This is a genomic window from Aquamicrobium sp. (assembly GCF_023954335.1).
In the GTDB taxonomy this organism is placed as follows: Bacteria; Pseudomonadota; Alphaproteobacteria; order Rhizobiales; family Rhizobiaceae; genus Aerobium.
This window is the reverse complement of the sequence record NZ_JAMLIE010000002.1, coordinates 331,975-354,000: the sequence shown is the minus strand read 5'-3', so window position 1 is coordinate 354,000 and position 22,026 is coordinate 331,975. Positions and strand designations below refer to the sequence as shown.

Genomic DNA, 22,026 nt, shown 5'->3' with positions numbered 1-22,026 from the left:
ACATCAGCTGTTGCGGCCGGCGAGGCGACGCATCTGCACGGAGCTGTCGGCCATGACCTGGCCCTCGCTCCTGCGGAAGCTGTTCGCGTCCTCGGCGTAGACAGTGATGTTCTGGTTGAAGTTCTGGTTTCCGAAGCGGGTCCGGTCAGAGCGCGCTTGCTGACGTTGCTGGGCCTCCAGGCGAGAGGTCAGGCCCTCGATGACATTCATCGTCCGAGTGTTGTCGTTGGCGGTCAGCACCTTCTCGCCGCGCTTCAGGATCGCCGGATACTCGGCGCTCTTCAGGCCGTTGTGGTGCTTGACTGCGTTCGCCCAGGTGTTCGCCGGCATCATGCGCAGGCCCGAGGCCGGGATACCGCCGTCCACGTCGCCGCCCTTGTGGAACAGACCGCCGAGCATGCCGAAGATGCCCCCCATACCGCCCATTCCGGAGGAAGCCATCTGCTGGATCATCTGCATCAGGGCCTGCGAGAACTGGCCGGTGGCAGCGGGCGCCTGCATGAGCGGCCCCATGAGGCCGGTGAGCTGCTGGCCGAGGCCGCCCAACGCCGGAACAACGCCCTGGGCCTGCTGGGCGATCTGCTGGAACTGCGGAGCGATCCCCTGCAATGCCTGCCCGCCCTGGCCGAATACCTGGGTGAACTGCTGGCCGACGTTCTGAAGTGCCGGCGTGAATTGCTGCGGCATGGCCTGGGCGAGCGTCACGTTCGCCTGGGTCATCTGCTGCTTCCACTGCTCGGTCAGCTGCGTGACCTGCGGGATCGAGCTGGTGGACATCATGTCGACGCCCGGCTGGCCCGGCAGGTTCAGGCCAAACTCTCCCGGCCGCCAACGCTGCAGCTCCGGCGTCGTGCCGTGGTAGTGGATCGCCTTGCCGGCACCATACTTCGGTCCTTCGAGCGCGTTGATCCAGCCGAGGTTCGATTTCGAGCTGTAGTGGGGATTGGCATAGTTCAGATTGTCGCCCACGGACGACTGAGCCCCGGCCGCACGTTCCGCCAGCCAGCGGTCGACCAGGTCCGAGGACATCTGACCCTTCTTCGAGTTCAGGATGCTGTTGGGGAGCGCATCAACCGTCCAGCGACCCTTTTTGTCGGTCAGGATGGAATTGATGTCCGAGAACTGCGCTCGCGCGTTCACGACGTCCGTGATGCTGTCGCCCCATTTGCCGGACGCCTTGCGGTTCAGGATCGTGTCGATGATGCCCTTGCCCTGCATCTCCCCGGCGCCCGTGACCCACTCGGTCGACAGCGTCTTCTTCAGGTCGAGGATTTCCTTGGGCGTCAGGCTTATCTGCTTGGCGAAGCTGCCGGCGGCGGACTTCAGCGCGGGCTGGATCGCCTGCTCGGTCACCTTCTGGACCGAGCCGATGTCCAGAGGCAACGAACCGCGCAGGCCCAGGTTTGTGCTGGCACCCGTCAGGTCGAGGCCGCCCCGCAGCGAACCGAGATCGAGGCCCTTGGTGGCGCTGGTCACGACATCGATCGAGCCGCGCAGTTGCTTCGAGACGTCGTCGACGGCCTCGCTGATCGGGGCAAGGGCCTGGCGCGTCACCTGGCCGAGCGGAGCAGCGAAGTTCTGGTTCGCAGCGCCCAGGCCGGGAAGCACGCCGGTGCTACCCGGCGACATGCCAGGGACACCCAGAGGCGAACCGTTGATCAGGACCGTGGCGGCCGTAACATTCATCGTGGCGGTGGCCATCTGCTGCACGGCGCTTTGGACTGCTGCGGCCGCGTCGGTGGCCGTGCCCGCAGGCGCCACGGGCGAGCTGCCGCCGAAGATCTTCGAGAAGAAGTCCTTGATGCCGCCCGTGACATTGCCGGCGCCACCCTGGACGCCCTGCACCAGGTTCTTCAGGAACTGGTTGACGCCGATCTTGACCATGCTGTTGGCGATGCCGCGCAGGAAGTTCGTCCAGGAGCCCTGCGCGCCGGTCAGTGCGCCGGAGATGGCGTCGGACAGGCCGCTGGCCACATCCTTTGTCAGGTCCAGGAGATTGTCGGTCATCGAGCCGACGCTGTTGATCCAGCCTTGCAGGCCCGAACTCTGGGATTTTTCGATATCCTGCAGCTCGCGGTTCATCGCCGCGAGTTGATCCTTCTGCTGCTGGGTGAGCACGACACCCTGGCGCTGCAGGTCGTTGATCGTCTGCAGCGTCTTTACGTCGGCATCGCGGTAGTCGCCGGTGATGCGGGCCGCGTCCATCGCCTCCCGGATCGAGCGGAGCTGCGCGCCGAACGGATCACGGGCGTCCTGCGTAGTCGCGTTCAGCGTGTTCAGCATCTGCTGGTACTGCTGGGCCGTGATCGCCCCGGACGCCAGGGCCGCGTTGAGCGTCTGGACATTCTGCTCGTACTGGCGGGTCGCTTCGCCCACCGGATCGAGCGTGCTCTTCAACTGGTTGAAAGCCTCGGCCTGGTTCTTTGCCGCAAAGGCCGACTCCAGGGCTGCCTTCTGGTCGGCCGAGAGCGCGCCGTTCGACTTCTCGAAGTCCGCGATCTGGTGCTTGATCTGGAGGCGTTCCCTCTCCGACGCCGTAGTGGCGCGAGCGAGTTCAAGCTCCTGCTGTGCGGATCGCAGCGCCTCGTCATAGGCGGCCTGCTTCTTGGCTTCGTTGAGCGCGGCCACCTTCGAGCGAACCGCGGCAGCCTCGGCTTCGGTGAGCGCCAAGTTCTCCTTGTTGAACTCGTTGATGAGCTTCTTGACCTGAAGCTCCTCCCTGGCGGCTGCGGTAACGGCCTTCGCAGCTTCGATCTCCTCGTCGAGATCGCCCATCATGTCCTTGAAGGCTTCGAGCTTCCGAGCCTCCTGCAGCTCGCGGACGACGCCGGCCAAGCGCTTGCGCGTCTCTTCGTAGGAGCGGCCTGTCGCCTCGGCGGCGTCCCGAATCTGGCGCTCGAGTTCGAGACGCGCCTTGTCCTCGCCGGTCCACGCGCGGGCGTCTTCGATCTGGTCCTTCAGCCCGCGTTCCTGGGTGAACAGCGGATTGTCGCGCATCTGCATGTGCAGCGCGAGCATCTCGCGAGCGCCTTCGAGGTCCTCCCGCTTGATGCCGACGCCGGCAAGCTCCTCGTCGGTCGCCCGGCTGAGTTTCTCGTTGACGAAGGTCTCGAGCTGCTCGAACTGCTTGCGGATGGCGGCCATCGGCACGAGGGCGTCGATGAGCGACTCGTCCTCCTTGCCGAAGGAGACGGGGATGCGGCTGACCTCGTCGATCTGGCTCCGGACGGCGTCGAGGTCGAGCGAGGGCCGCAGCTGCACGTCCCCCAGGACGTCATCGACGTCCTCCCCGGACAGCCAGGACACGAAGCTGTCCCACCTGTCTGTGAGGTACTGGACGGTCGCGTCGAACGCTCCGGCGATCGTGTCGTAGAGAGCCGCCCCGATCTCGCTCCAGCTCATGGAGAAGAATGCGACGATCTCGTCCCAGTTCTTGTAGATGACCACACCGAGCGCGACGACGGCGGCCGTGACAGCCGCGACGATCGCCGCGACCAGGACGGCGGGAGCTGCCGCAATCGCGGCGGTGACGCCCGCAAGCGCCGCCGGAATGCCGACGATCAGCGCCGGGATCGCGATGATAGCTGCACGCAGCCCGGTAAAGGCCGCGGTGACGATGCCCACCGTGCGAGCGGCGGCCGCCATCAGGCCGAAATTGCGGACCATCGCCAGCAGGTTTCCCGAGGTGACAAGAATGACCGCACCGAGCCGGACCATCGCGGCGATCGCCTGCCTGCTGAACAGCAACGCGGCCGCGGTAGCCGCCTTGAACGCCGGGCCGATGCTCTTGATGAAACCGATCAGACCCGCGATCGCCTGACCGGTCGTGACGGTCATCAGCGCCGAGGTCCTGGCCATCATCACCGCACCGGCGACGGTCGAGATGAACGCCTTGCGCACGACCCCGAGCAGCGCGGGCAACCCAGCGAGGGCGCCGGTCAGGCCGGAGAACATCGATGCGCCGCCAAGCAGCTTGAAGGTCGTCGCAAGGAGACGAACGGCGGGGATCACCGCGAGCACGGCAGGGCCGAGCGTAAGCGCGAGCGCGACTGCCGTCTGGATCGGCTCCGGCATGGCCTTGAACGCCGTGATCGCCGCGTAGATGCCCGACGTGAGGCCGTCGACGAGCGGGCCGGTGAGCGGAGCAAGTGCTTCCCCGACCGCCGCGAAGGCGCTCGTCATGGCCTTCCCGAGGGCGATCATCCGGTTTTCCTGGGCGGCCGAGAACGCCGCGAACTCGCGGTCGAGCGCGCCGACCCAATCATCGCCGGAAAGCTGGTTCATGGTCGCGCGGACTTCCTCGACGCGCACGCCGATGGTGCCGAAGACACGCTTGATCTCGTCGGTGTTCAGGCCGAGCTGTTCGAGGAAAGTGACCGCCTGACCCGTCTTGGTCATCTTGGCGTAGACCTCCGCGAAGTTGATGAGGACCTCGGAGGGATCGTCCTTCATCATCTGGTCGAACTGCTCGCGCGTAAGACTGGCTTGCTCGAGGAAGGTCTTGAACGACTTCGCGCCTGTCGCGGAGCCGTCTCGAAGGTTGCGAAGCACCCGTCCGAACGTGGAGCCGGTCACCTCGAACTTCAGGTCGAGTTCGCGGGCGGCGGCCGACAGGGCGAGCACCTGCTTGGAGGACAGGCCGAATTCGGAGGTCGACTGAGCCACGGCGGCCGCCATGTTCAGGATCTCGCTCTCGGTGGCTTTCGAGTTGTTGCCGAGCTGGTTGAGGGCGTCACCGAATTGACGGACCCCGGCGGGGCCTTCTCCCGTCAGGGACAGGATGCGGCCGACCATCGTCGCGCCCTGCTGGCCGACGACGTCCGAGGTGACGCCGAGCTTGCCGAGCACCTCGGTCATCGCGACGATGTCGTCGACGCCCTTCACGCCCATCTGGCCGACCGTCTCGGAAAGACCTGCCAGCTCGCGGGTGCTGATGCCTTTCATCGTCTTGTCGAGGCTGTCGAACTTCCGTCGGAAGTCCTCAAGTTCCCGGCCCGCGAGGTTGGTCGTCTTGACCACGCCGACGATGCCCATCTCGTAGGCGTTCCAGGCTCCGACCGACTTGCGGATCAAGCCTGCGGACGTCGCCACACCGGCCAGCGCGGCAATCGCCTGCTTGGCCGAGGTGGTGATTTCGTCGAGGCTGCCGGCGACCTTCCTGTTGTCGTCCGAAAGACCCTTCGCGCCTTTGCCGGCCTTGCCGAAGGAGCCGCCCAGGTTCTCGATGAGGGCCGAGGCTTCGTCCCTCATTTTGATGATGAATTCGAGTTCCTGAGAATTCACGACAACGGTGCCTTCTTGCAATCAACTGCACAACTATCGGCGGCCTGGTGCTCTGCTCGGCCTCTTGCTGCTTCTGGCTTTCTCCTTCTCCGCTTCCACGCGATCGCACTGGTCGTTCGCGTCATCTAGGATGCGGAAAACCTCCAGGGCCTTGTTCGACTGATCGAGGAGTCCGCCGGGTCCGGGCAGGAAGCCCTTCTTGTAGAAACCGTAGAACTTGAGCAGCCAGCCCCAGTAGCGTGGGTTCTCCCGAATGTGCTGGCGGGGGCATGCGTAGGTCGTTTCCCCCATCAGCTGGACCGGATGGGCAGCGGGGTTGACCCAGTTGCCCGGTTGGTCCGGTTCGTGCGGCGGGTGATCCTTCCATCGCCTGGCGGTACACCCCCAAAGCGCTTGCTTGGTGCAGCCGACGCAATTGCGCTCGGGCATCAACCGTATGGCGGTGACGCCCCGTCTTAGTTTTTTTCCTCGTCCGTGGTGACGTCGGAAATTTCCTTGATCCTGCCGGCGAGTTCCTGGATCAGCCGCAGGCCGAGCTTCGAGATCGTCTCGTCGGATGCGACGTCGTACTCGCGGCCGTTGACCACGTCCTTCTGGGTCTTGAACGCGATCTGGCTGCCCTTGGCGTCGACAAAATTGCGGAAGCCGGCAAGGCCGTGGCGGACGGCATCGATGTTGGTCTGGTTCACGCGGGTCTTGATGCCGACCTCGGCGGACCCCTCCTTGCCCGTAAGGGACGAGGCGTTGTCGTAGATGTAGCCGTTGAGGAAGACGTCGAGCGGCTTGAGGAAGAAGACGGTCGCACCCTCTTCGATGACGAAGTCTTCCTTCACGCCCTTGGACGGATCGCCTGGATCGACCGGAACGGTGATCTTCTTCTTGCAAGGGTCGCGATCGGAAACGTGCTCGATCGTATCGGACACGGTCATTGCGATCAGAGCCACGGTCTGCCTCCTTCGGCTGTCTGGGTTTCGGCTGCCAAGTCGGCGGCGCCCAAAGCCTAAGAGAGGTCTGCTATTTCATGCAATTGATTGCAAAAGCGATGGCCTACGGGTTGATCCGGGCCGCTCTCGTCGCCATCATGGAGAGACACCCCAAAGGTTGATCATACCCAGGCAATCTTTTTCGGGTGTACAAAAATTATTGCCCTCTCGATTAAATGGGTGTACGAAAAACAATGGAGATCGAGTTCGATCCTGCCAAGGATGCGACGAATATCGCCAAGCACGGCATGTCGTTACAGGCTGCAGAAGCGTTCGATTGGGATACCGCATTTGAGCGCGAGGATGATCGCTTCGACTATGGCGAGGTTCGGTTTGTCGCTATGGGGCTAATCGACAACCGCCTGCATGTGCTAGTCTTCACTGAAGGCTCTCACGAAAACGCCGTTCGCGCCATCAGCCTGCGCCTGGCAGAAAAGCACGAAGCAAGGTTCTATCATGGCCAAGTTTGACCCGAAGATTCACGACGACAACCCTCCGATGGATGCCGCGTTCATGGCTGGCATGAAGCCGTCCCGGCGTGGACGGCCTAAAGTGGATGCGCCGAAGGTAGAGGTGAAGATCCGTTTGGATGCGGCAACGGTCGAGCACCTGCGGAGTAGTGGCCCCGGATGGCAAACGCGCGTGAATGCCTTGCTGGGCAAGCTCGTGGCAACCGGGCAGCTCTAGGGGCCGTCGAGGGCGATCCTTCCAGGCTCATGGACTTGGCCGGAAGGGGAGAGCGCCGCCGCTCTCCCCAAAGGCAAGTGATCGCGAATATTAAGCCAGGACGATGCAAAGCTCGTCGTTTCCGAGAACCCGGCTGAAGCGCAGCTGCGCATCGTAGGTCCTGATGCCGTTCCGGTCCTGGTAGGTCAGGCCGGTGTACTGGACGCTGGGCGCCAAGAACCACACCGTGTTGCCGCGATCCTTGCCGACCCGCATCTGGAACGTCATGCGCTCGGCGTCGCCCATCCTCCCCCAGAAGTCATGATCAGCGACCTTCTCTGCCTCGGGGTCGATGCCGCCTTCGGGCGCGCGCGAGACGATGCGGGTGCCGACATAGCCTTCACGCGAGCTGACGTCCGGGCGGATCTGGATATCGTTGCCCTGCGTGTAGTTGAAGGCGTTGACGATGATGTAGTCCTTGTCCATCCGCAGGCGAGCCAGTTCCACCTGGGACGGAAGCGACTTCTCGTAGTTGCAGATGGGCATCGGCACGTCCGTCGGGTCGATGAAGGTTCCCTGGAACTCCCACTCGATACGGGCATAGTCGCCGGCCTCGGCCGAAACCGAGAACGTGCCGAAGCAGCCCAGCATCTTGTGCTGGACGCCGTCCATGTTCAGCACCAGCGTCAGGCTCTCGAAATTGTCCGAGATCGGATCGAGCCGCAGGCCCGTGGGGAGCGCCCAGACGGTCCAGCGCTTGCCGGCCTGCAGATTGCCCGCCCAGGTCGGCGTGACTTCGAGGCCGTGCGTACCAAGCGGGATCGCGGTCCCGGACGTCGCCACGATGGAGGGGCCGGGCGAGCCTTCCCCTGCGGTGTCTGAAACGATGGCGACCTCTGCCGTGCCGGAAGGACCGCCGGTCACGACCTCGATCGAGTAGTTGATGACGTCGGTGTGCGCGGCCGCGACAGCGCTCACCAGCCACTGGACTTCCACCGTGTGGTTGCCGATCGGGTAGACGACCGTGCTGTCCGCGTCAGGAATGGCCGTGAGGGAGTAGCCGCACGCCCGGAACAGGCGGGCGATTAGCGGAGCATCCGCGACGTTGCCGCTGTTCTGGGCACCTGAACCTTTCAGCTCGGTGGTGAACGTCATCGACGCCAGGCGGCGCCCGACGATATTCGGGAGCGGCGAGAGGTCGTCGCGGGCGAAGTCGCGTTCGAGGAGGTTTACGTCGACGGCGTAGTCGGGTTCTTCGACATAGAGCGCGTCGTTGACGCCGACAGCCGCTTCCTGGCGATAGACGCCCTCGATCGCGGTCTGGAGCACAGCGCGGCGCGTAAGCAGAGGTGCTGCAACGGTCATAGCTTCTTACCTTTTGCTGGAGTTCGCCTGACCGCCGCTCACGCCTTGAGGGCCGCGATGACATCGTTCAGCTTCTCCGCGATGGCCTGGGAGGTGGCCGTCGACGGGTCAGCGATGGGCGTGAGCGCTTCGATTTCGGGCTTCGTGGAAGCCGGCTCCTCGCCGTTCACAGCCGTGATGATTTCGTTGAGCTTCTTCTCGAGCGTGCCGTCGAAGATCTTCGACGTGCCGGAGAACTGCTGTTTCCTGATGGGCGCGATAGCCATGGGGCACCTTTCCTTGGAGTGCGGAGGTGCAGGTCAGACCCGGACCCGCTTGCCTCCCCCGATCGAGCGGAAGACGCCGCCCTTGCCGTAGTCCTCGGGCTCGGGGGTCGCGGGTGCGGGCTCATCGGCAACAGGCGCCGTTTCCTCGGAGTCCGGCTCCGGGGTTACGGCCGGCTCTGTGGCCCTGGCCTTCAGCTTGAAGCTCTTGCGCACGACGCATCCTCGCCCTCGATACTTTTTGCAATCAATTGCAAAATAATATCAGGCGTCAACGCGAAGTCGGGCGCTTGGTATGCTCAGGGGTCCGGGTGCGGATCGCGCGGATCGAGATGCGAATGGCGGAACATCACCTCGATGAAGAGGGCGCCGAAGACGGTCTTGTCCCCGTAGGACGACAGGTCGATCGTGTTGCCCGTGCGCTTGGTGTCGACCGCGAGACCGCCCCAGGTACGATCGACGTCAACGACACGCTTGACCACGGTCAGCATGCGCTCGGCCTGGATCAGGGGCTTTTCCTCGTTCTTGTTCACCGTGATGCGGAATTCGACCCCGACCTGGAAATTGCATTCGATGAACGGGAAGGTGAACCGCTCCTTCTCGGGGCCGGGCACGATGCCGACGCTGTGCTTCTTGCGATGGTCTTCCAGCTCCAGCGGTCCCAGCTCGACGCTCGAGAACGCATAGGGCCAGTCGGCATCGGTCGGGACGTGCATGGGATCGGCCGGTGGCTGCACCGCCTCGTAGGCAGCCTTGATGCGGTTGATGATCCCCATGCGGACGCTTGGTGTGTCGGGCATGTCAGGCTCCCTTCGCCGTAGCGACGGCACGCACGATCGCGTCCATGCTCTTTTCGACGAAGTACGGCAGGCCGACATCGAGGGTCTTGCGCATGCCGAGCCGCGGCGGGATCGTGACGCTTGTTTTCAGGACGTAGAGGGGAACGATCTGGGTTCCTCGCCTCTGGAAGATGATCAGATTGCCGGCCTTGCTCCTGGCGACGAACGTGTTGTCCCACTCTCTGGCGGACTTTTTCCTGGGGGTTCCATCGCTGTTCAGGGCAGCCGGCAGCGGGACGGTCAGGTACTTGGCCTTCTTCGGCTTGATCGTTGCGCCGAACTCCTGGACGCCCGCGATCATCGAACCGCCGATCGTCCCCCGGATGGTGCTGAAGGTCTGGCCGTTGACGACGACGCTGTCCACGATGCTCTGGAGCATCTTGCCGGATCGCTTCGACAGCGTTTCCGAGCCGGTGCCGCCGGGCCACGCTCCCGAGTGCCGAAGCACCATGGCCTGGGCTATCTCATCAAGGAACGCTCGCAGTTCCTGACTGAGGACCTTGGCGGAACCGTCCCAACTCGCCTTCAGGTGATGATGAAAAGAGCGCAGGCCCTTCTCGGCGTCCCTGAAGCGTTTGTTCCGGAATTCGAACTCAAGGGTAAGGTCCGAGCCCATGACGACCCCGTCACAGGGGAAGCAGCGCCATCGGGGCGTACCGGACGTGCTTGCTCATGAGCGCTTCGTACTGGGCCGACAGCATCCTGACGTCGAGCTTGACCTCGGCCTCTGTGAGCGCCGGGTTGCTGGACAGGTGGATGAGCGCCAGGATACGGGCGGACTCTTTTAGCCATTTCGGCACCTGACCGAGATCGTAGGACGTGTCGTCGTCCTCGAAACCGTAGATGTAGGCGATCTCCACGGTCTGCTGGTGGTAGGCAGTCTTCAGGTCGCGGACGATCCCCTTGTCCTTGTCGGGAAGCACGATCGACGTCAGGTCGGTCTGCTCGGCCTCGCTGAAGAGGAGGGAATTCGCCGTGGCGGTGACCGAGATGATCGACTGCACCAGGCCGCGCCGGAGGCGGAACTCCGTCTTGTTGACGCCCGGCGCCTGGACGGTCGGCTCGCCCACATAGAAGGTATCGCTCTGCGTGCCTCGCGCGAAAGAGGTGTCCAGACGTGCGGCGATCTGAGGCTCGACAGCGTGCAACGCCTGCGTGATGGCGTCGTTTATGTCGGTCATGTCGTCGAAACCGAGCTGGTCCCGGATCTCTTTCACGGAGGCGAGCAGCATCGATCAGACCTCCACGGCTTCTTCGGTCGTCTCGTCCTGCTGGCTGCCGGCTTCTTCCGGCCGCTCGGGCTCCTTGTCCTGCTCCTCGGGCTTCTGGGCGCCGACGGTGTTGAGTTTCTTGAGCTGCGCCTCCTTGCGCTCCTGGCGGGCGGTCGCACCGCGAACAATGCGGACGCCGGCCCCCTTGGTCTTCGAGCCATCCTTGGCCGGATCGATCGACTCCGAGCCGCCTTCGGCCGTGTCGAGTGTGCCGGCGGTGGAGGCGCGCATCGCGGCGTCACGCTCGGCCGCCGTAATGTCGTAGCCAAGGACGCGCGAGATCGCGAGGTGGTGCGGCTTGCCGCTGGAGGTGAAGTCGTCTTCGCTGTCGACGTCCAGCTGGCCGATCGCGTCGTGGATCGCCGCATGCAGTTCGCCACGTCCGCGCGGCTTGTCGCTGATGGCCTCGAAGTCTGCCTTCGAGAGACCAGCCACCTTGAAGCGGCTGTCCTCCATCAGTTCGAGGGCGACTTCCGAAGGGACGTCCGTGCGTGGCTCGTTCTGACGGAAGAGGAAACCCCTCGTCGTCAGGCTCCGAGGTCGCAGAAGTTCAACTGTCGGCATGCTGCTCTCCTTAGCGTTTCTGCCTTCCAAGCAATGAGAGGCAGCCTAGTAGGGGCCGCCTCTTTGTGCATTTGATTGCAAGACTACGATCAATCTTCAGCGATGTTCTCGTAAGCCACGATCGCGTCGGCCTCTTCGATCTGGAAGTCCACGCGGCACGTCAGGACGATGATGTAGACGCGGGCGGTGATGTCCTTGTCGAACTCCATGCTCACTTGGCGCTGGACGCCGAAGATCAGGTTCAGCGGGTCGGTGTAGATGCCGTCCTCCTCCGGCATCATCGCCACGTCGGTCACGCCCGAACCGTAGGCGTAGAGGGGACTGTTGCCTTGCACCATGTTGTCGCCCAGGCCGGTGCCGCGGTCGGCCAGCGTGTCGCGGTACTCCGTGGCGTTGTTGACCGAGATGAAGTGCGTCAAGGCGGCCTTGTTGCGCTGGTACTGGGACGGCAGCGCCTTCAACCCCTTTTTGAACACCGACTTCTCGATGGTCACGTTGCCGGCGTCGACGGCATGACCGTCGGTACGGGCGCGCTTCAGCCAGCCGTCGAGCTGGGAGAGGTATGCCTGGTCGTCCGGATCGGTCGCGTTGACATAGGCGGTGTCGGCCAAGAGGGCGAGTTCCTCGAGGTCGAGCGCCGCACGCTCGGCGATCAGGTCGATGATCGTCTGGCGCAAGCCGCCAGGACCAGTGTTCGACCCTTCGTTGTTGGCCGACACCGCGCGTTCGATGTTGTCCTCGAGGACGTCGTAAGGCAGGCGCACCTCTGCGATCTGTTCCTTCGTGTCCAGCTCGATCTGCTCGGTGGTCGGCTTGGAGCGTTGGGCGAGCGTGAGCGCCACTCCCGACGTGGCCTTGCGGAGGATGCGCTTGCCGAAGCCGATCTTGTTGATCTTGCGCTTCGGGGACAGCATTTCGACCACGCGGCACAGGCGGATCAGGGTCGGCTGCTTGATGAGCTTGCGGATGAACGAGGCGCCCTGCTCGGGGAGCAGCTCGCCGCCATTGGCCTGCAGGTCCGCGATGGCCAGGTCGGCTTTGCGGAGAAGGCTGGAATTCGACGACATGGGTATTTCCTTTCAAAAGGGGTTGCTTGCCTTCCGCAGTTACGCGGCGCTGCGACGGGAGAGGCCCGTATCGAGGAGCGGGATGTCCACGTTCTCGACCTCGCCCTTGCGGGCGGCGGCGCGATCGGCGGGTGACTCCGCGAACACGGTGCCGTTCAGCGCCGCGTCGGTCTTGCGTGCCATGGTGGCCACCTGATCGACTCGGGTGTTCAGGTAACCGACCTGCTTCTGAAGGGCGTTTTCCAGGCCGGAGACCTGTTCCGAGACGCTCTTCTGAAGATTTGCGATGGCTTGCAAAATCGCGTCGTTTTCCGACTTCGTGAGATCGGCCGCCGTCGGCTTTTCCGGGTTCGGCTGCTGCGCGCCGGCACCCGACTGATGCTCGGGAAGCGTCTGCTGCTCGCCGCCGATCTGGTCGTCACCTTCGTTCTTCCTGACGCCGCCGAAGCGGGCCAGGCCGCTGTTGCCGTCCGGGATGGAACTGCCGGTCGTGCCGCCGTTCAGCTTCATCTTCTTGTCGTCGGCGCTGGCATGCGCCACGGCGCGCTGCGTATCCGCGGGCGGAGCGGCGAAGCCGTCCGCATCGCCCGGTTCGTGGCCGGTCGGCTGGGGAAGGTTCTTGAGTTCGGCCTTCCTGGCCTCCTCGGTCTCCTTCTCCTTGTCCTTATCCTTGGCGGCCATCGGGGGCTTGCCGTCGCCCTTCTGGGCATCGACGGGGGCCTCATCCGGATTGCCGGTCGTGCTCTCGCCGCCGGTGGCGTTCACGGCGGTATTGGCCGCGTCGTCGGCCGTGGCGCGCGGCGACGTGCCGGTGCCCTTGCCGGCCTCGAAGCCGGCGCCGGTGCCGTTCTTGCCCGCGTCGGCCTTGGTCAGGGCGACTTCCATTTTGAAAGCCTGGACCGGCAAGGACGAGGCCATCGCCGTGACGTAGCTTTTGAAGTCGTCGGCCGCCTTGGAAATGGACTGGGCCGCCTCGGTGGGGCTGTTGGCGTCGTAGAGGATATTGGTGACCGTGGTCGCGAAAGCCTCATGAGCGGCGCAGAGCGTGGGGTAGAAGCCGTTGGTCTTCAGGACGGTGAGGAAGTCCTTGCTCTCGTAGTCGTAGTCCGAGAACGCCTTCTTCATGTTCGAGATGACGAACGCGATGTTGTCGTTCGCCTTGATGATGACGGTGTCCTCGGCGGCCTCGGCATTGGCCTTGGCGACGACGATCACGCCATCCTTTTCGACGGGCGTGTATTCGGCGGGGTTGAGGCCGGCCTCCTTGAAGGTGCGGGCGAGCGCGTCGGCGTCGGTGCCCGGCTGCATGATCGCCGCCACGATTTCGGGCTTAGCTTCGGCCTTCTTGAAAAGAGTGCGGCCAATCTTGTGCAAGTCGAGCATGGGCTCATCCCCTTTGGTAATTCGGAACGGGATGCGGTTTGCGCCCCGCTTCACCAGCGATACGAAGTTCACGTCGGTGCCCTGCAGCTCGGTGGCTTTCATCTCAAACCTGGGCACTGAGGACTCCCTCCACGAACGAGAACCGATGGGCGTGGCCGAAGGCGTCCTCCGTCACGGTTCCGCGCAGAATTCGATGCATGTGACCGTCGACGACGTCGGTGTGGCCGCCCAGGAAATTGCCGTCCCGGTCGAACTTGACGAAGAAGCGGTGGCGGTGCCCCTCGACCTCAAGGGTCTCTCCCTGGAGCAGGTCGGGCATGTCGATCTCGAGGACCGTTTCCACGCGCACGCCGAAGCCATCCAGGGAGAAACCGTTCAGCTCTCCGGACTTCACCAGGCTCCAGATCTCCGGATCGGGGACCTTGACGCCCAGCACCCAGCTTCCAGGGATGAAAGTCAGGTCGCCTTCCCGAGCAATGAAGCTCTCGACGACGTAGCAGCCACTTTCCTGCTGAGAGTGCTGGACGTCGATCTTGGTGACCAACCCCTTGCGCATGAACCCGTGAGCCATCTCCTGGATGGTCTCCACCGTCATGAAGTCCCCCTGGCTGTCAGGGAAACCCGGCGCATACACCTCACCGTAGACGAGCTGCTGTTCGTCATCTTGCTTCTTGATCTGGACAGACGCGGCGACCGATCCGCCGTGTGCAATTGATTGCACCGGAGGCACGGATGTCCCCTGCGTCCAATCAGCTGCGAACGTCGAACCGAACAACTCTGGTCTCCCCATCTCGTGCGCGAGTAGCGAGGCGGGAGAATATGCAGGGCTTAGATCATTGCAATTGATTGCAAAAAATGCGGCTTAGCCCGTGATCCGACGTCACGTCAGCAAACCGGCGTCCACGAGGATCTGCCGCACGGTGTCCAGATCGTCGTTCGACCACGCCGAGAGCGCGGCTTCTCGCCGGTTTTGACTCTTCAGCTTGTCGACCAGTTCGAGCCAGGCATACGGCTTCTCGGTCCATGCCAGCGTGGGCTCGGGCGTCGTCGGCTTGGTCTTGCTCGGGAGCGTCGCTGCCTCCGCGATGGCGATGGAGCCGATCGGAAACTCTTCGATGACCGACCCCTGCAACGCGAGCATCCCACGGCAACCGGGATGATAGGGCGGGCTGCCGTACCCGGATGATTGCATGTCGCCCAGCGACATCGAATAGAGCTGCTTGAGGCCGGCCTTCGTCTGAAGAGGCCACGGCGCGAGGCCCTTCAGTTCCTTCGGGTCGGACGTCGCCATGACGTTGAGGACGCGGGAATACTCCCTTTCGACCCTGAAGGTCTTGCCGTGCATGTACCGGCACACTGGGCAGGTCTTCTCGTCGAGCACCTCATTCACCTGGTAGGTGTCGAGCCCCGCGTCGATCGCCTCGGCCAGGAAGCCGAGGGACACCAGCCGGCTTGTCGTGAGGTTCGCGCCGATGTCGATGATCTTTCCGCCCTTGCCGAGGACGGCGTTGTTCAGCCGTTCGGCCAGACTGAGTTCCGCCTTGTTCAGGCGGATTTCCTTGATGTCGGATGACCAGTCCTCCTTCACGGGAGCGAACTTCTCGGCGCCGAACACCAGGTCACCCGTGAACGGCTCGACGAGCGAGAAGTCGAAGTCCTCGATGGCATAGGAAATCGTGACGTGAGGCCGGTAGGCGGGATGATCTGAAGAGGCGCCGGCCTTGCGCAGTTCCCTGTTCCTTGCCTGCAGCTCGTCGCTGTCGAAGGTCAGAACGATGGCCTTGCCGAACAGCTCGATCTGCCTGGCGCCGCCGGACACCGTGATCGTGTCGCCGCGCGGCTCAACGTCATCCCATTCTACCTTCGCCTTGCTGTAGCAGATGGTGACGTGAAAATCGTCGTCTTCCAAGGTTGATGGGAAACCCTGCGCCTTCGCCCATGCAATTAACTGCACGGCGTTCTTCAACGGACGCATGGCGTAGAGCGTCTCTTCTTCCTTCCCCAGCGGTTCGCGTATCTGAAGCTCTTCCGACCGTATCAGCGCATGAAGCTCTTTTCGGAGAAGCTCGGCCCCGTCGCGCTCGACCATTGCCTGCATGTGGCCGAGGGCCTGCTGGACACCACGGGGAATCTCCGCGGAGCCTGTCACAAAGGACGTCTTCTTGAGGTCCTTCGTGACATTCTGGGCGCCGAAGAGGATCGACGAGACCGCCAGCTCCTCGAGGCGCGGAAAGGACGAGCCGACGAGGCCGTTCATCGTGATCTTGCCGGCATATTCGTGGGCGTAGTCCCACTGGCCCTGGGCGAGCATCTTGTCGAGCGCCTCGATGTGGCGCCCGGCGTCCCGCTCCCAGCTGTGCCGCAGGACTGCCGACTGGGTTGTCTCCAGTGCGATGAATGCTTTCGGATCAAGCATCGCGCACCTCAGTGGATGTGGCCGCAGTCACAGTCCTGCTTCATGGCCCGCCCCATGACGGAAATCGTGCAGGAGGCGAGGTCGGTAAGGCCGTCGGCGTCGAGCGTGGTGTCGACGAACTGCAAATCCGCCGATGCCTTGCGGAAGCGGTCGAAGCCGACATGATCGAGTGAACTGATCAGGTTGATGTTCTTCGTCAGCTGAATGACGTCGCGCTTGCGCAGGGCGAGCATGGTGTCGAGCGCCAGGTCGAGCGCGCCGCGGTGCTCGGTCTTCTCGACCGGCGTGGGCTTCTTCTTCGCGGCCGCCTTCGGTTTTCCTGCCCCCGGCCTGTTGCTGTTCGCCGGGGCTTCCGGCATCGGGACCGGCACGATCCTGCCGTCGGCGTCGATCGTATGGCTGGCGCCGTTGAGGACGCGGGGCTTGTCGGAAACGCGAATGTCGGTGCCGGCGGCCTCGTTGATCTCGTAGATCACGTCGTCCATTTCGACCTGCCCGGTCGAGATGGCCATGTTGATGCCTTCCAGCTTGAGCGTGGCATCCTCGATGACGAGCGGCTTCGAGACGATCTTGTACTCCTCGAAGCCGAGGCCCTTCACGAGCTTGAGCGTCACCACCTCGTCGAACTCGTCGCGCTCGGGCTTGAACACCTGCGCCTCGGCCACCGTGTAGGAGGCGAAGGCGGTGGCGAACGAATAATCGTCGGCCTTACCCACGAAGATCGGCGGCAGGCGGAACGAGCGGCGGATGCGCGTTTCGCACTTGTCGTCGTAGTTCTCGAACATCGCGTCGTTCTGGCGCTCGGCGCCAAATCGCTCGACCGTCACGCGGACGGTGCTCTCCTTCTCGAGTGAGCCGCCGCTGGGCTCCACCTCCAGGATCTGGATGCGGTTCTTCTTACCGGGCGTGCCCTTGGTCATCTTCTGTTCGAGGGCGTCGCGCGTCTCATGCTGAAGGGTGCCGCCCTGCAGGACGATCAAGGCCGGCGGGACACCGCCATTGTCGAAGAATTCGAGGTTGAACTCCTCGGCCTTGCGCGAACCGAGCACGGAGGGAAGCTGGCTGACCCACCGGGGAACGCCATAGGGCGTGTGGGAGTCGGGCAGCAGGGTAAGATGGATGATCTCGGTGCCGCGTTCGGGCGCAGCCAGCCTTTGCCCGGTCTGGGACCAGCGGCCCGACTTCTTGTGAACGTCGCGGGTCGCGCCGAATTCCTTGAAGTAGACCAGGCTGACGCCGTTCACCATCTGGCAGAAGCGGCGCTCGCGCGTCATGACTGCGATCGTCTCGTCCTTGCCGCGGCGCTTTACCGTCTTCTTGACGGGGATCGGGTCGTCGAGCTTGACCAGGCGCATCATCTTTGCGTCGACGTGCCGGAAGAAGACGATCTCGTCCTGGGCGTTGCGCAGCACTTCCAGATAGGCGTTGCCGGTGCGCTCCAGGTCGCGGCGCAGCTTCTTGCGGATCGTCTGGAAGGACTCGCCCGGCCACGGCTGGGAGAAGAAGTCGTTCAGGTGCTCGATCCGGGTGTCGTCCTCGTTGTCCTCGGCTTCCTCACCCTCCTTCTCGAAATCATAGCCGGTGCCGTCGACGTTCGTGACCATCGCCTCGATGCAGGGGCTTAAGGCGTTGTTCTCCTGGGCGAGCCTGTCGAGGGACTTCAGATTGTAGGGCGGTTCGAGGATGCCGATGTCGCGGGCAGCGCCGATGTAGAGGTCCTGGTATTCATCCTCGATCTCGAAGGCATTGGCGGCCACCGCCTCGCCATTCGCCTTCGAGACTTTTCCCCTGAGCTTGTCCAGGATCGGATCGCCGTCACCCTGGAACTTCACCAGCCGCAAATGAGGACGTTTGCCCTCGGTCTTCTCGTCGCTCATCCCGCACCTGCCTCGGCAGCGTCAGCTCAAGCCACATCTTGCAATTGATTGCAGACGCTAGGCGGCGAGCTTCAGCTTCTTCAGATCGGCAAGAGTGGGGCCGGCCTCTGCATCCGCGGTGAACGTCAGGACAGGCTCCCACCCCAGCTCGTGGAAGGGCAAATTGCTCATGATCGCCGTCAGGCGTCCAGCCCACAGGGTCGCTTCGTGCTCCGGCACATATGCGATCAGGGCGTCGTGGATCTGGCCGACGATCTGCACGCCGGAGTTCGGATAAGCGTCCTCAATCAGGGCGATCGCCCAGCACATCATGTCCGTGAGCGTCGACTGGATCGGGGAGTTGATCGCCTGGCGCTCGGCCCGCGACTTGATCTCGCGATCCCAGGACCGGATCATCGGGAGATGACGGACTCGGCCCAACGGGGATCGGACCATCTCCGTCACGCGGACGATCGTGCGCTGCTTTTCGTGGTAGTCCGGCAGGCCGGGATACAGCTCGAAGAAGGCGTTCCGCATCTTCTCCGCCTCCTCGAAGGTGAGCTTGATGCCGTAGTTCGCCCAGGCGTAGGTGCGGAACCCTTCAACCTGCATGCCGTAGAGGAGGCCAAAATTCGCCGGCTTCGCGTTGGTGCGGTGCTTCTCGAACAAAAGCGCCAGCGCCGTGTCGGCGTTGTCCTTCCATGCCATGAACTCCTGAACGTCCACTTCGGCCAGCTTGGCGCCGGTCAGCGCATGCAGATCCAGGCCGTCGAGATATGCCTGGATCATGTTCTTCTCGTTCGCGACGCAGGCGACGACCTTCAGCTCGCCCTGGCTGTAATCGAGCGCGAGGACGACGTGCCCCGGCGGCGCGGGGAAGCACTTGCGGATGCGCTTCGCCCACTTCGTCTTCTTCGGCGTCACCTGGAACGGCGGGTCCTTGGCTGACAAGCGGCCGGTGACGGTTCCCGACTCGTCGTCGTCATGTCCCTCGAACTCGGCACGGCCGAGGAAGTAGGTCGTGTGGAATTTGCCGTCCGGGCGCAGGTGCTTGAGGAAGCCCTCGACGAAGGTTGATAGCGTCTTGGCCGCCGAATCCATCTCGGTCAGGACCGACACCATTTCCATCGCCACCGGAATGTCCGCGAACTGGCGAAGATGGGACTTTGCTATTGACGGCTCCTGGGTCTTGCCGGTGAGCATCTTGGGCTTGAGGTTCAACCCATGAGGGGTGAAGAAGAACTCCTTGAGGATGGAAGGCAGTAGCGGGCTTTTGCCGGCCGCAAGCTGCTCGTCTATGCGGTCCCGGTACTTGATCCGCATCTTGTTCGGCAGCAGGCTCATCGCCTTGTCCTGGTTCTCCTTGACGACGACCTTCAGATCGTCCCGGAGCCTGTGGAACTCCTGCTGGTCGACGCAGACACCGCGGCGCTCGATCTTCTCGAAGGCGCGGGCGGCCGGGTGCAGGATGGTGATGTAGAATTTCGCCAACTGCTCGTCCTGCAGGAGATCAGCCTTCAGGTCGTCGGCCACGCGCTGGGCCGCGTCGGTGTCGCCGCCGGCATAGGTCAGATAGTCGTCGTCCGCCGGCAGCTTCTCGAAATGGCTCTTGTCGACCCGGTCGTTGAAGGCGTCATCGTAGCCGCCCATGTCGGTGCGGATCTTGGCGTGGATGTTCAGGCTGTTCGACAGGTTCTCGTTGAGCAGGGTCCCGACCAGCATGTTGTCGAAGGTGAAGTTCGTGCATTCGATGCCCCACTTCACGCCGATCCAGATCAGGTCGTACTTCCCGTTGGACATGCGCAGCTTCACCTTCGGCGAAGTCAGCAGCCATTTGATCTGGTCGAACAACGGGACGCTCGGGTCGAGCTGGACCGGGTGCTTTTGCGGGCCAAGGTAGAGCACCTCGGCCGTCCGCGGCTGCGCCGTGAAGCTGATCGAGACGATGTCCTTGTCCGGATACCACGGGTAAAAGCCCATCGTTTCGGTGTCCAACGCGACGTCGACGGGCCGGCCGGTCTTGGCGAACTGCGCCTCGATCCAGTCGATCATCGGCTGGTAGCTGTTCACCCATTTGTACTGGCCAAGGTCCGGGAGCGCCGATCCGGTTCGCAGCACGCGCGTCGCCAGCCGCACGTCCCAGGCGAGAAGCTCCATCTTCTCGGGCTCGGTCATCATCGAGTACGGGTCGAAGGTCATCAGGAAGTGACCGCCGCCGCGCTTCAAGGGTCTTTCCCGTAACGAATTCAGGGTCCGGTTCTTGGCAACCAGACCCTCGCGCCTCATCGTTTCGAGTGGCTTGTTGCCACATACGAGGACAACGTCCCCGGACCCCGCTTCCGGGACCGGGTCCTCCTCTTTCCAGGGTATGAACTTGTGCGCCGGCACCTCCGGCCTGAACGATCGCAGGATCGGGCCGAAGGTCTTCTGCAGCAGGGAGGTTTCGGACGTCGTCCAGATCAACAAGGTCATTGCGAAATTTCTATGCAATCAATTGCAAAACTAAGGCACCGGCTTCCAGCCTTGCTTGCCGACCTTCCTGAAGGACGCGACCACGGCGGAGCCGAGCTTTGAGAGGCAGTCTTCACGGCTGGCGGGCTTCACGTCCTCGAGCCAGGACTGCACCTTCGGCAGCATCGCGAGATCGAGGATGTGGACCTCGACTGCGTCCTGCTCGTCGACCGTCGCGAAAATCGCCAGGTTCCCCGCGATCTTCGCGATGACGCCGATCAGGTCGTCGATCATGCCCGACGATACGACCTTCTGGCCGAATTCGAAGGTGACGCCCGGCAACCTCCATTTCTTGATGCGGGCGCCCGTGATCTTGCCGTCCGCGCCGTCGCTGTCGATGGCCATGCCGAGCGCATCTGCGAGAGCGTACATGCGGGTCGTGTAGCTCATTTCGACCACTCCAGCTTTCCGCCCGTCAGACGGCACATCCACCGGCCAAGGGTGATGTTCAGGAAGGTGGCCACGAAGCGGACCTCGCGCTCCGTCCGCTCCTGGACGTGAAACGACACCTTCTCCTGGGTCAGGCTGGGAAACAGGGACTCGGTGTCGACGACATCCCCGACTTCGAGCGATTTGAATTCTTCAACGGTGAGCAAAGGTCAGCTCCTTATGCGATCAGCGCGAGATCGGGGATCGGGGTTTCGAGGGAGACGCCCAAGCCGACGAGGAAGGCGCCCAGCGTCTTGTTGGCGAGCAGGAGATCGCCTCCCACATCGAGATGCACCGAGGCGTACTGCTCCGACTTGGACAGTTTCGAGAAGCCGATCGCCTCGATCTTCTTCTTGTGGTCCGACAGTCCCGGTCCCTCCAGACGGATGGAGAGCGTGCCTCCCTTGTAACGGGCGGCCACCCGGATCGAGCTGTTGCCGGCGACCATGAAGTAACGGGAGCCGGCCGAGGAGCCATGCACCGGCTGGTACATCAGCGTGGCGTCGCGCAGCTTCACGAGGTCGGCCGTCTTGATCTTGTCGAGATCGAAGCTCTGCCAGCCCGGCGTCACCTTCGACGCGGCCTGCATCGGAGGGATGCCGCTATTGATCTTGAACGCCCCGGATGCGCCGCCCTCGGCCTGCTTTTTCGCGTCGGCGTAGGTCAACGGCGTTTTCTGCAATTGCGGCAGCTTCCCCAGCGTGCCCTGATGGGTGATCGGGTTCTTCCAGCCCTCCGGCGGCTCCGGCAGATTCGCCAGATAGGCGCCGTGCTTCTCCTGGATATGCGAGATCGTGCCCTGCAACTGGCTCTGAAGGGTCGCGGTCTGGGCGGCGGAGATCGAGCCGTTCTTCAGGGCCACCATCACGTTCAGGCCGATATGGGTGTGGAACTCCTCGGTCGTCTCCGAGAAGTCCTCGGACGGAATGGCCAGCATCAGGTCCGACGACGTCAGCGAGACCTTGACATGGTGCTTCGTCAGCCAGTCGACCTGCTCCTGGGAAACCCCCAGCTTGATCAACACGGTCTTGGCGTCGAAGACATTGAATTTCACAGCCACCGCTAACCTCCTTGTTTCGGATAGCCCGTGATCTTCATTCTACTTGAGAGGTCTGCGGGTGCAATAAATT

21 protein-coding genes are annotated in these 22,026 nt (G+C 63.2%); 2 read left to right on the top strand and 19 right to left on the bottom strand.

What is annotated here, in order from left to right; all coding sequences use genetic code 11:
• Positions 1 to 3 precede the first annotated feature (3 nt).
• From M9945_RS14310 to M9945_RS14300, 3 genes are read right to left on the bottom strand one after another with little or no spacing between them, the layout of a single operon-like run.
• Positions 4 to 5,283, bottom strand: a complete 5,280-nt coding sequence (locus tag M9945_RS14310; RefSeq protein WP_367945154.1) for a phage tail tape measure protein — start codon at positions 5,281 to 5,283, stop codon at positions 4 to 6.
• 33 nt (positions 5,284 to 5,316) lie between these two features.
• Entirely contained in the window at positions 5,317 to 5,712 is a 396-nt protein-coding gene (locus M9945_RS14305) for a hypothetical protein (RefSeq protein WP_367945153.1), read from the bottom strand.
• A 26-nt stretch (positions 5,713 to 5,738) separates the two neighbouring features.
• Positions 5,739 to 6,227: a hypothetical protein gene (locus M9945_RS14300; protein WP_367945152.1), complete on the bottom strand. Its 489-nt coding sequence runs from the start codon at positions 6,225 to 6,227 to the stop codon at positions 5,739 to 5,741.
• A 233-nt stretch (positions 6,228 to 6,460) separates the two neighbouring features.
• Here M9945_RS14300 and M9945_RS14295 point away from each other — a divergent pair, with 233 nt between their 5' ends.
• Entirely contained in the window at positions 6,461 to 6,736 is a 276-nt protein-coding gene (locus tag M9945_RS14295) for a BrnT family toxin (protein WP_367945151.1), read from the top strand.
• The gene (locus tag M9945_RS14290) at positions 6,723 to 6,953 is read left to right on the top strand and encodes a BrnA antitoxin family protein (protein WP_367945150.1); all 231 of its coding nucleotides are present in this window, start codon (positions 6,723 to 6,725) and stop codon (positions 6,951 to 6,953) included. Before M9945_RS14295 ends, M9945_RS14290 begins: the two co-directional genes overlap by 14 nt.
• Before the next feature lie 90 nt (positions 6,954 to 7,043).
• Here the strand turns inward: M9945_RS14290 and M9945_RS14285 are convergent, their stop codons facing one another.
• From M9945_RS14285 to M9945_RS14210, 16 genes are all read right to left on the bottom strand, one after another.
• Positions 7,044 to 8,297, bottom strand: a complete 1,254-nt coding sequence (locus tag M9945_RS14285) for a hypothetical protein (RefSeq protein ID WP_367945149.1) — start codon at positions 8,295 to 8,297, stop codon at positions 7,044 to 7,046.
• 38 nt (positions 8,298 to 8,335) lie between these two features.
• Positions 8,336 to 8,563 (bottom strand): hypothetical protein, encoded by a 228-nt coding sequence (locus M9945_RS14280; protein WP_367945148.1) that lies wholly within the window; start codon positions 8,561 to 8,563, stop codon positions 8,336 to 8,338.
• Positions 8,564 to 8,596: 33 nt separating this feature from the next.
• Entirely contained in the window at positions 8,597 to 8,776 is a 180-nt protein-coding gene (locus M9945_RS14275) for a hypothetical protein (RefSeq protein WP_367945147.1), read from the bottom strand.
• An 83-nt stretch (positions 8,777 to 8,859) separates the two neighbouring features.
• A complete protein-coding gene (locus M9945_RS14270) occupies positions 8,860 to 9,360 on the bottom strand; it encodes a hypothetical protein (protein ID WP_367945146.1) in 501 nt (166 codons plus the stop codon).
• A gap of 1 nt (position 9,361) precedes the next feature.
• Positions 9,362 to 10,015: a hypothetical protein gene (locus M9945_RS14265; protein ID WP_367945145.1), complete on the bottom strand. Its 654-nt coding sequence runs from the start codon at positions 10,013 to 10,015 to the stop codon at positions 9,362 to 9,364.
• Positions 10,016 to 10,025: 10 nt separating this feature from the next.
• Complete coding sequence (locus M9945_RS14260) at positions 10,026 to 10,631, bottom strand: hypothetical protein (RefSeq protein WP_367945144.1); 606 nt, start codon at positions 10,629 to 10,631, stop codon at positions 10,026 to 10,028.
• Positions 10,632 to 10,634: 3 nt separating this feature from the next.
• Positions 10,635 to 11,234, bottom strand: a complete 600-nt coding sequence (locus M9945_RS14255) for a hypothetical protein (RefSeq protein ID WP_367945143.1) — start codon at positions 11,232 to 11,234, stop codon at positions 10,635 to 10,637.
• Between the two features lie 89 nt (positions 11,235 to 11,323).
• Entirely contained in the window at positions 11,324 to 12,301 is a 978-nt protein-coding gene (locus tag M9945_RS14250) for a hypothetical protein (RefSeq protein WP_367945142.1), read from the bottom strand.
• Positions 12,302 to 12,340: 39 nt separating this feature from the next.
• On the bottom strand, positions 12,341 to 13,786 hold the full coding sequence (locus tag M9945_RS14245) for a hypothetical protein (RefSeq protein ID WP_367945141.1): 1,446 nt from the start codon (positions 13,784 to 13,786) through the stop codon (positions 12,341 to 12,343).
• A gap of 1 nt (position 13,787) precedes the next feature.
• Positions 13,788 to 14,459, bottom strand: coding sequence for an XkdF-like putative serine protease domain-containing protein (locus M9945_RS14240; RefSeq protein ID WP_367945140.1), 672 nt, complete (start codon positions 14,457 to 14,459; stop codon positions 13,788 to 13,790).
• A 105-nt stretch (positions 14,460 to 14,564) separates the two neighbouring features.
• Positions 14,565 to 15,941: a hypothetical protein gene (locus M9945_RS14235; RefSeq protein ID WP_367945139.1), complete on the bottom strand. Its 1,377-nt coding sequence runs from the start codon at positions 15,939 to 15,941 to the stop codon at positions 14,565 to 14,567.
• A gap of 167 nt (positions 15,942 to 16,108) precedes the next feature.
• Entirely contained in the window at positions 16,109 to 17,977 is a 1,869-nt protein-coding gene (locus tag M9945_RS14230) for a phage portal protein (RefSeq protein WP_367945138.1), read from the bottom strand.
• A gap of 57 nt (positions 17,978 to 18,034) precedes the next feature.
• Positions 18,035 to 20,182 carry a DNA polymerase gene (locus M9945_RS14225; protein WP_367945137.1) on the bottom strand — a complete coding sequence of 716 codons (2,148 nt, stop codon included), beginning with the start codon at positions 20,180 to 20,182 and terminating at the stop codon, positions 18,035 to 18,037.
• A 276-nt stretch (positions 20,183 to 20,458) separates the two neighbouring features.
• Positions 20,459 to 20,857, bottom strand: coding sequence for a hypothetical protein (locus M9945_RS14220; RefSeq protein ID WP_367945136.1), 399 nt, complete (start codon positions 20,855 to 20,857; stop codon positions 20,459 to 20,461).
• A complete protein-coding gene (locus M9945_RS14215; RefSeq protein ID WP_367945135.1) occupies positions 20,854 to 21,063 on the bottom strand; it encodes a hypothetical protein in 210 nt (69 codons plus the stop codon). The genes M9945_RS14220 and M9945_RS14215 overlap by 4 nt, the downstream gene beginning before the upstream one ends.
• An 11-nt stretch (positions 21,064 to 21,074) precedes the next feature.
• Entirely contained in the window at positions 21,075 to 21,956 is an 882-nt protein-coding gene (locus M9945_RS14210) for a hypothetical protein (protein WP_367945134.1), read from the bottom strand.
• Positions 21,957 to 22,026: the final 70 nt, after the last annotated feature.

What these genes read in the sequence shown, in the direction of transcription:
- M9945_RS14295 (WP_367945151.1), top strand. Translation starts at nt 6,461, where the DNA reads ATGGAGATCGAGTTCGATCCTGCCAAGGATGCGACGAATATCGCCAAG.
- M9945_RS14265 (WP_367945145.1), bottom strand. Translation starts at nt 10,015, where the DNA reads ATGGGCTCGGACCTTACCCTTGAGTTCGAATTCCGGAACAAACGCTTC.
- M9945_RS14230 (WP_367945138.1), bottom strand. Translation starts at nt 17,977, where the DNA reads ATGAGCGACGAGAAGACCGAGGGCAAACGTCCTCATTTGCGGCTGGTG.
- M9945_RS14285 (WP_367945149.1), bottom strand. Translation starts at nt 8,297, where the DNA reads ATGACCGTTGCAGCACCTCTGCTTACGCGCCGCGCTGTGCTCCAGACC.
- M9945_RS14255 (WP_367945143.1), bottom strand. Translation starts at nt 11,234, where the DNA reads ATGCCGACAGTTGAACTTCTGCGACCTCGGAGCCTGACGACGAGGGGT.
- M9945_RS14280 (WP_367945148.1), bottom strand. Translation starts at nt 8,563, where the DNA reads ATGGCTATCGCGCCCATCAGGAAACAGCAGTTCTCCGGCACGTCGAAG.
- M9945_RS14235 (WP_367945139.1), bottom strand. Translation starts at nt 15,941, where the DNA reads ATGAACGGCCTCGTCGGCTCGTCCTTTCCGCGCCTCGAGGAGCTGGCG.
- M9945_RS14290 (WP_367945150.1), top strand. Translation starts at nt 6,723, where the DNA reads ATGGCCAAGTTTGACCCGAAGATTCACGACGACAACCCTCCGATGGAT.
- M9945_RS14270 (WP_367945146.1), bottom strand. Translation starts at nt 9,360, where the DNA reads ATGCCCGACACACCAAGCGTCCGCATGGGGATCATCAACCGCATCAAG.
- M9945_RS14245 (WP_367945141.1), bottom strand. Translation starts at nt 13,786, where the DNA reads ATGAAAGCCACCGAGCTGCAGGGCACCGACGTGAACTTCGTATCGCTG.
- M9945_RS14260 (WP_367945144.1), bottom strand. Translation starts at nt 10,631, where the DNA reads ATGCTGCTCGCCTCCGTGAAAGAGATCCGGGACCAGCTCGGTTTCGAC.
- M9945_RS14305 (WP_367945153.1), bottom strand. Translation starts at nt 5,712, where the DNA reads ATGCCCGAGCGCAATTGCGTCGGCTGCACCAAGCAAGCGCTTTGGGGG.
- M9945_RS14250 (WP_367945142.1), bottom strand. Translation starts at nt 12,301, where the DNA reads ATGTCGTCGAATTCCAGCCTTCTCCGCAAAGCCGACCTGGCCATCGCG.
- M9945_RS14220 (WP_367945136.1), bottom strand. Translation starts at nt 20,857, where the DNA reads ATGAGCTACACGACCCGCATGTACGCTCTCGCAGATGCGCTCGGCATG.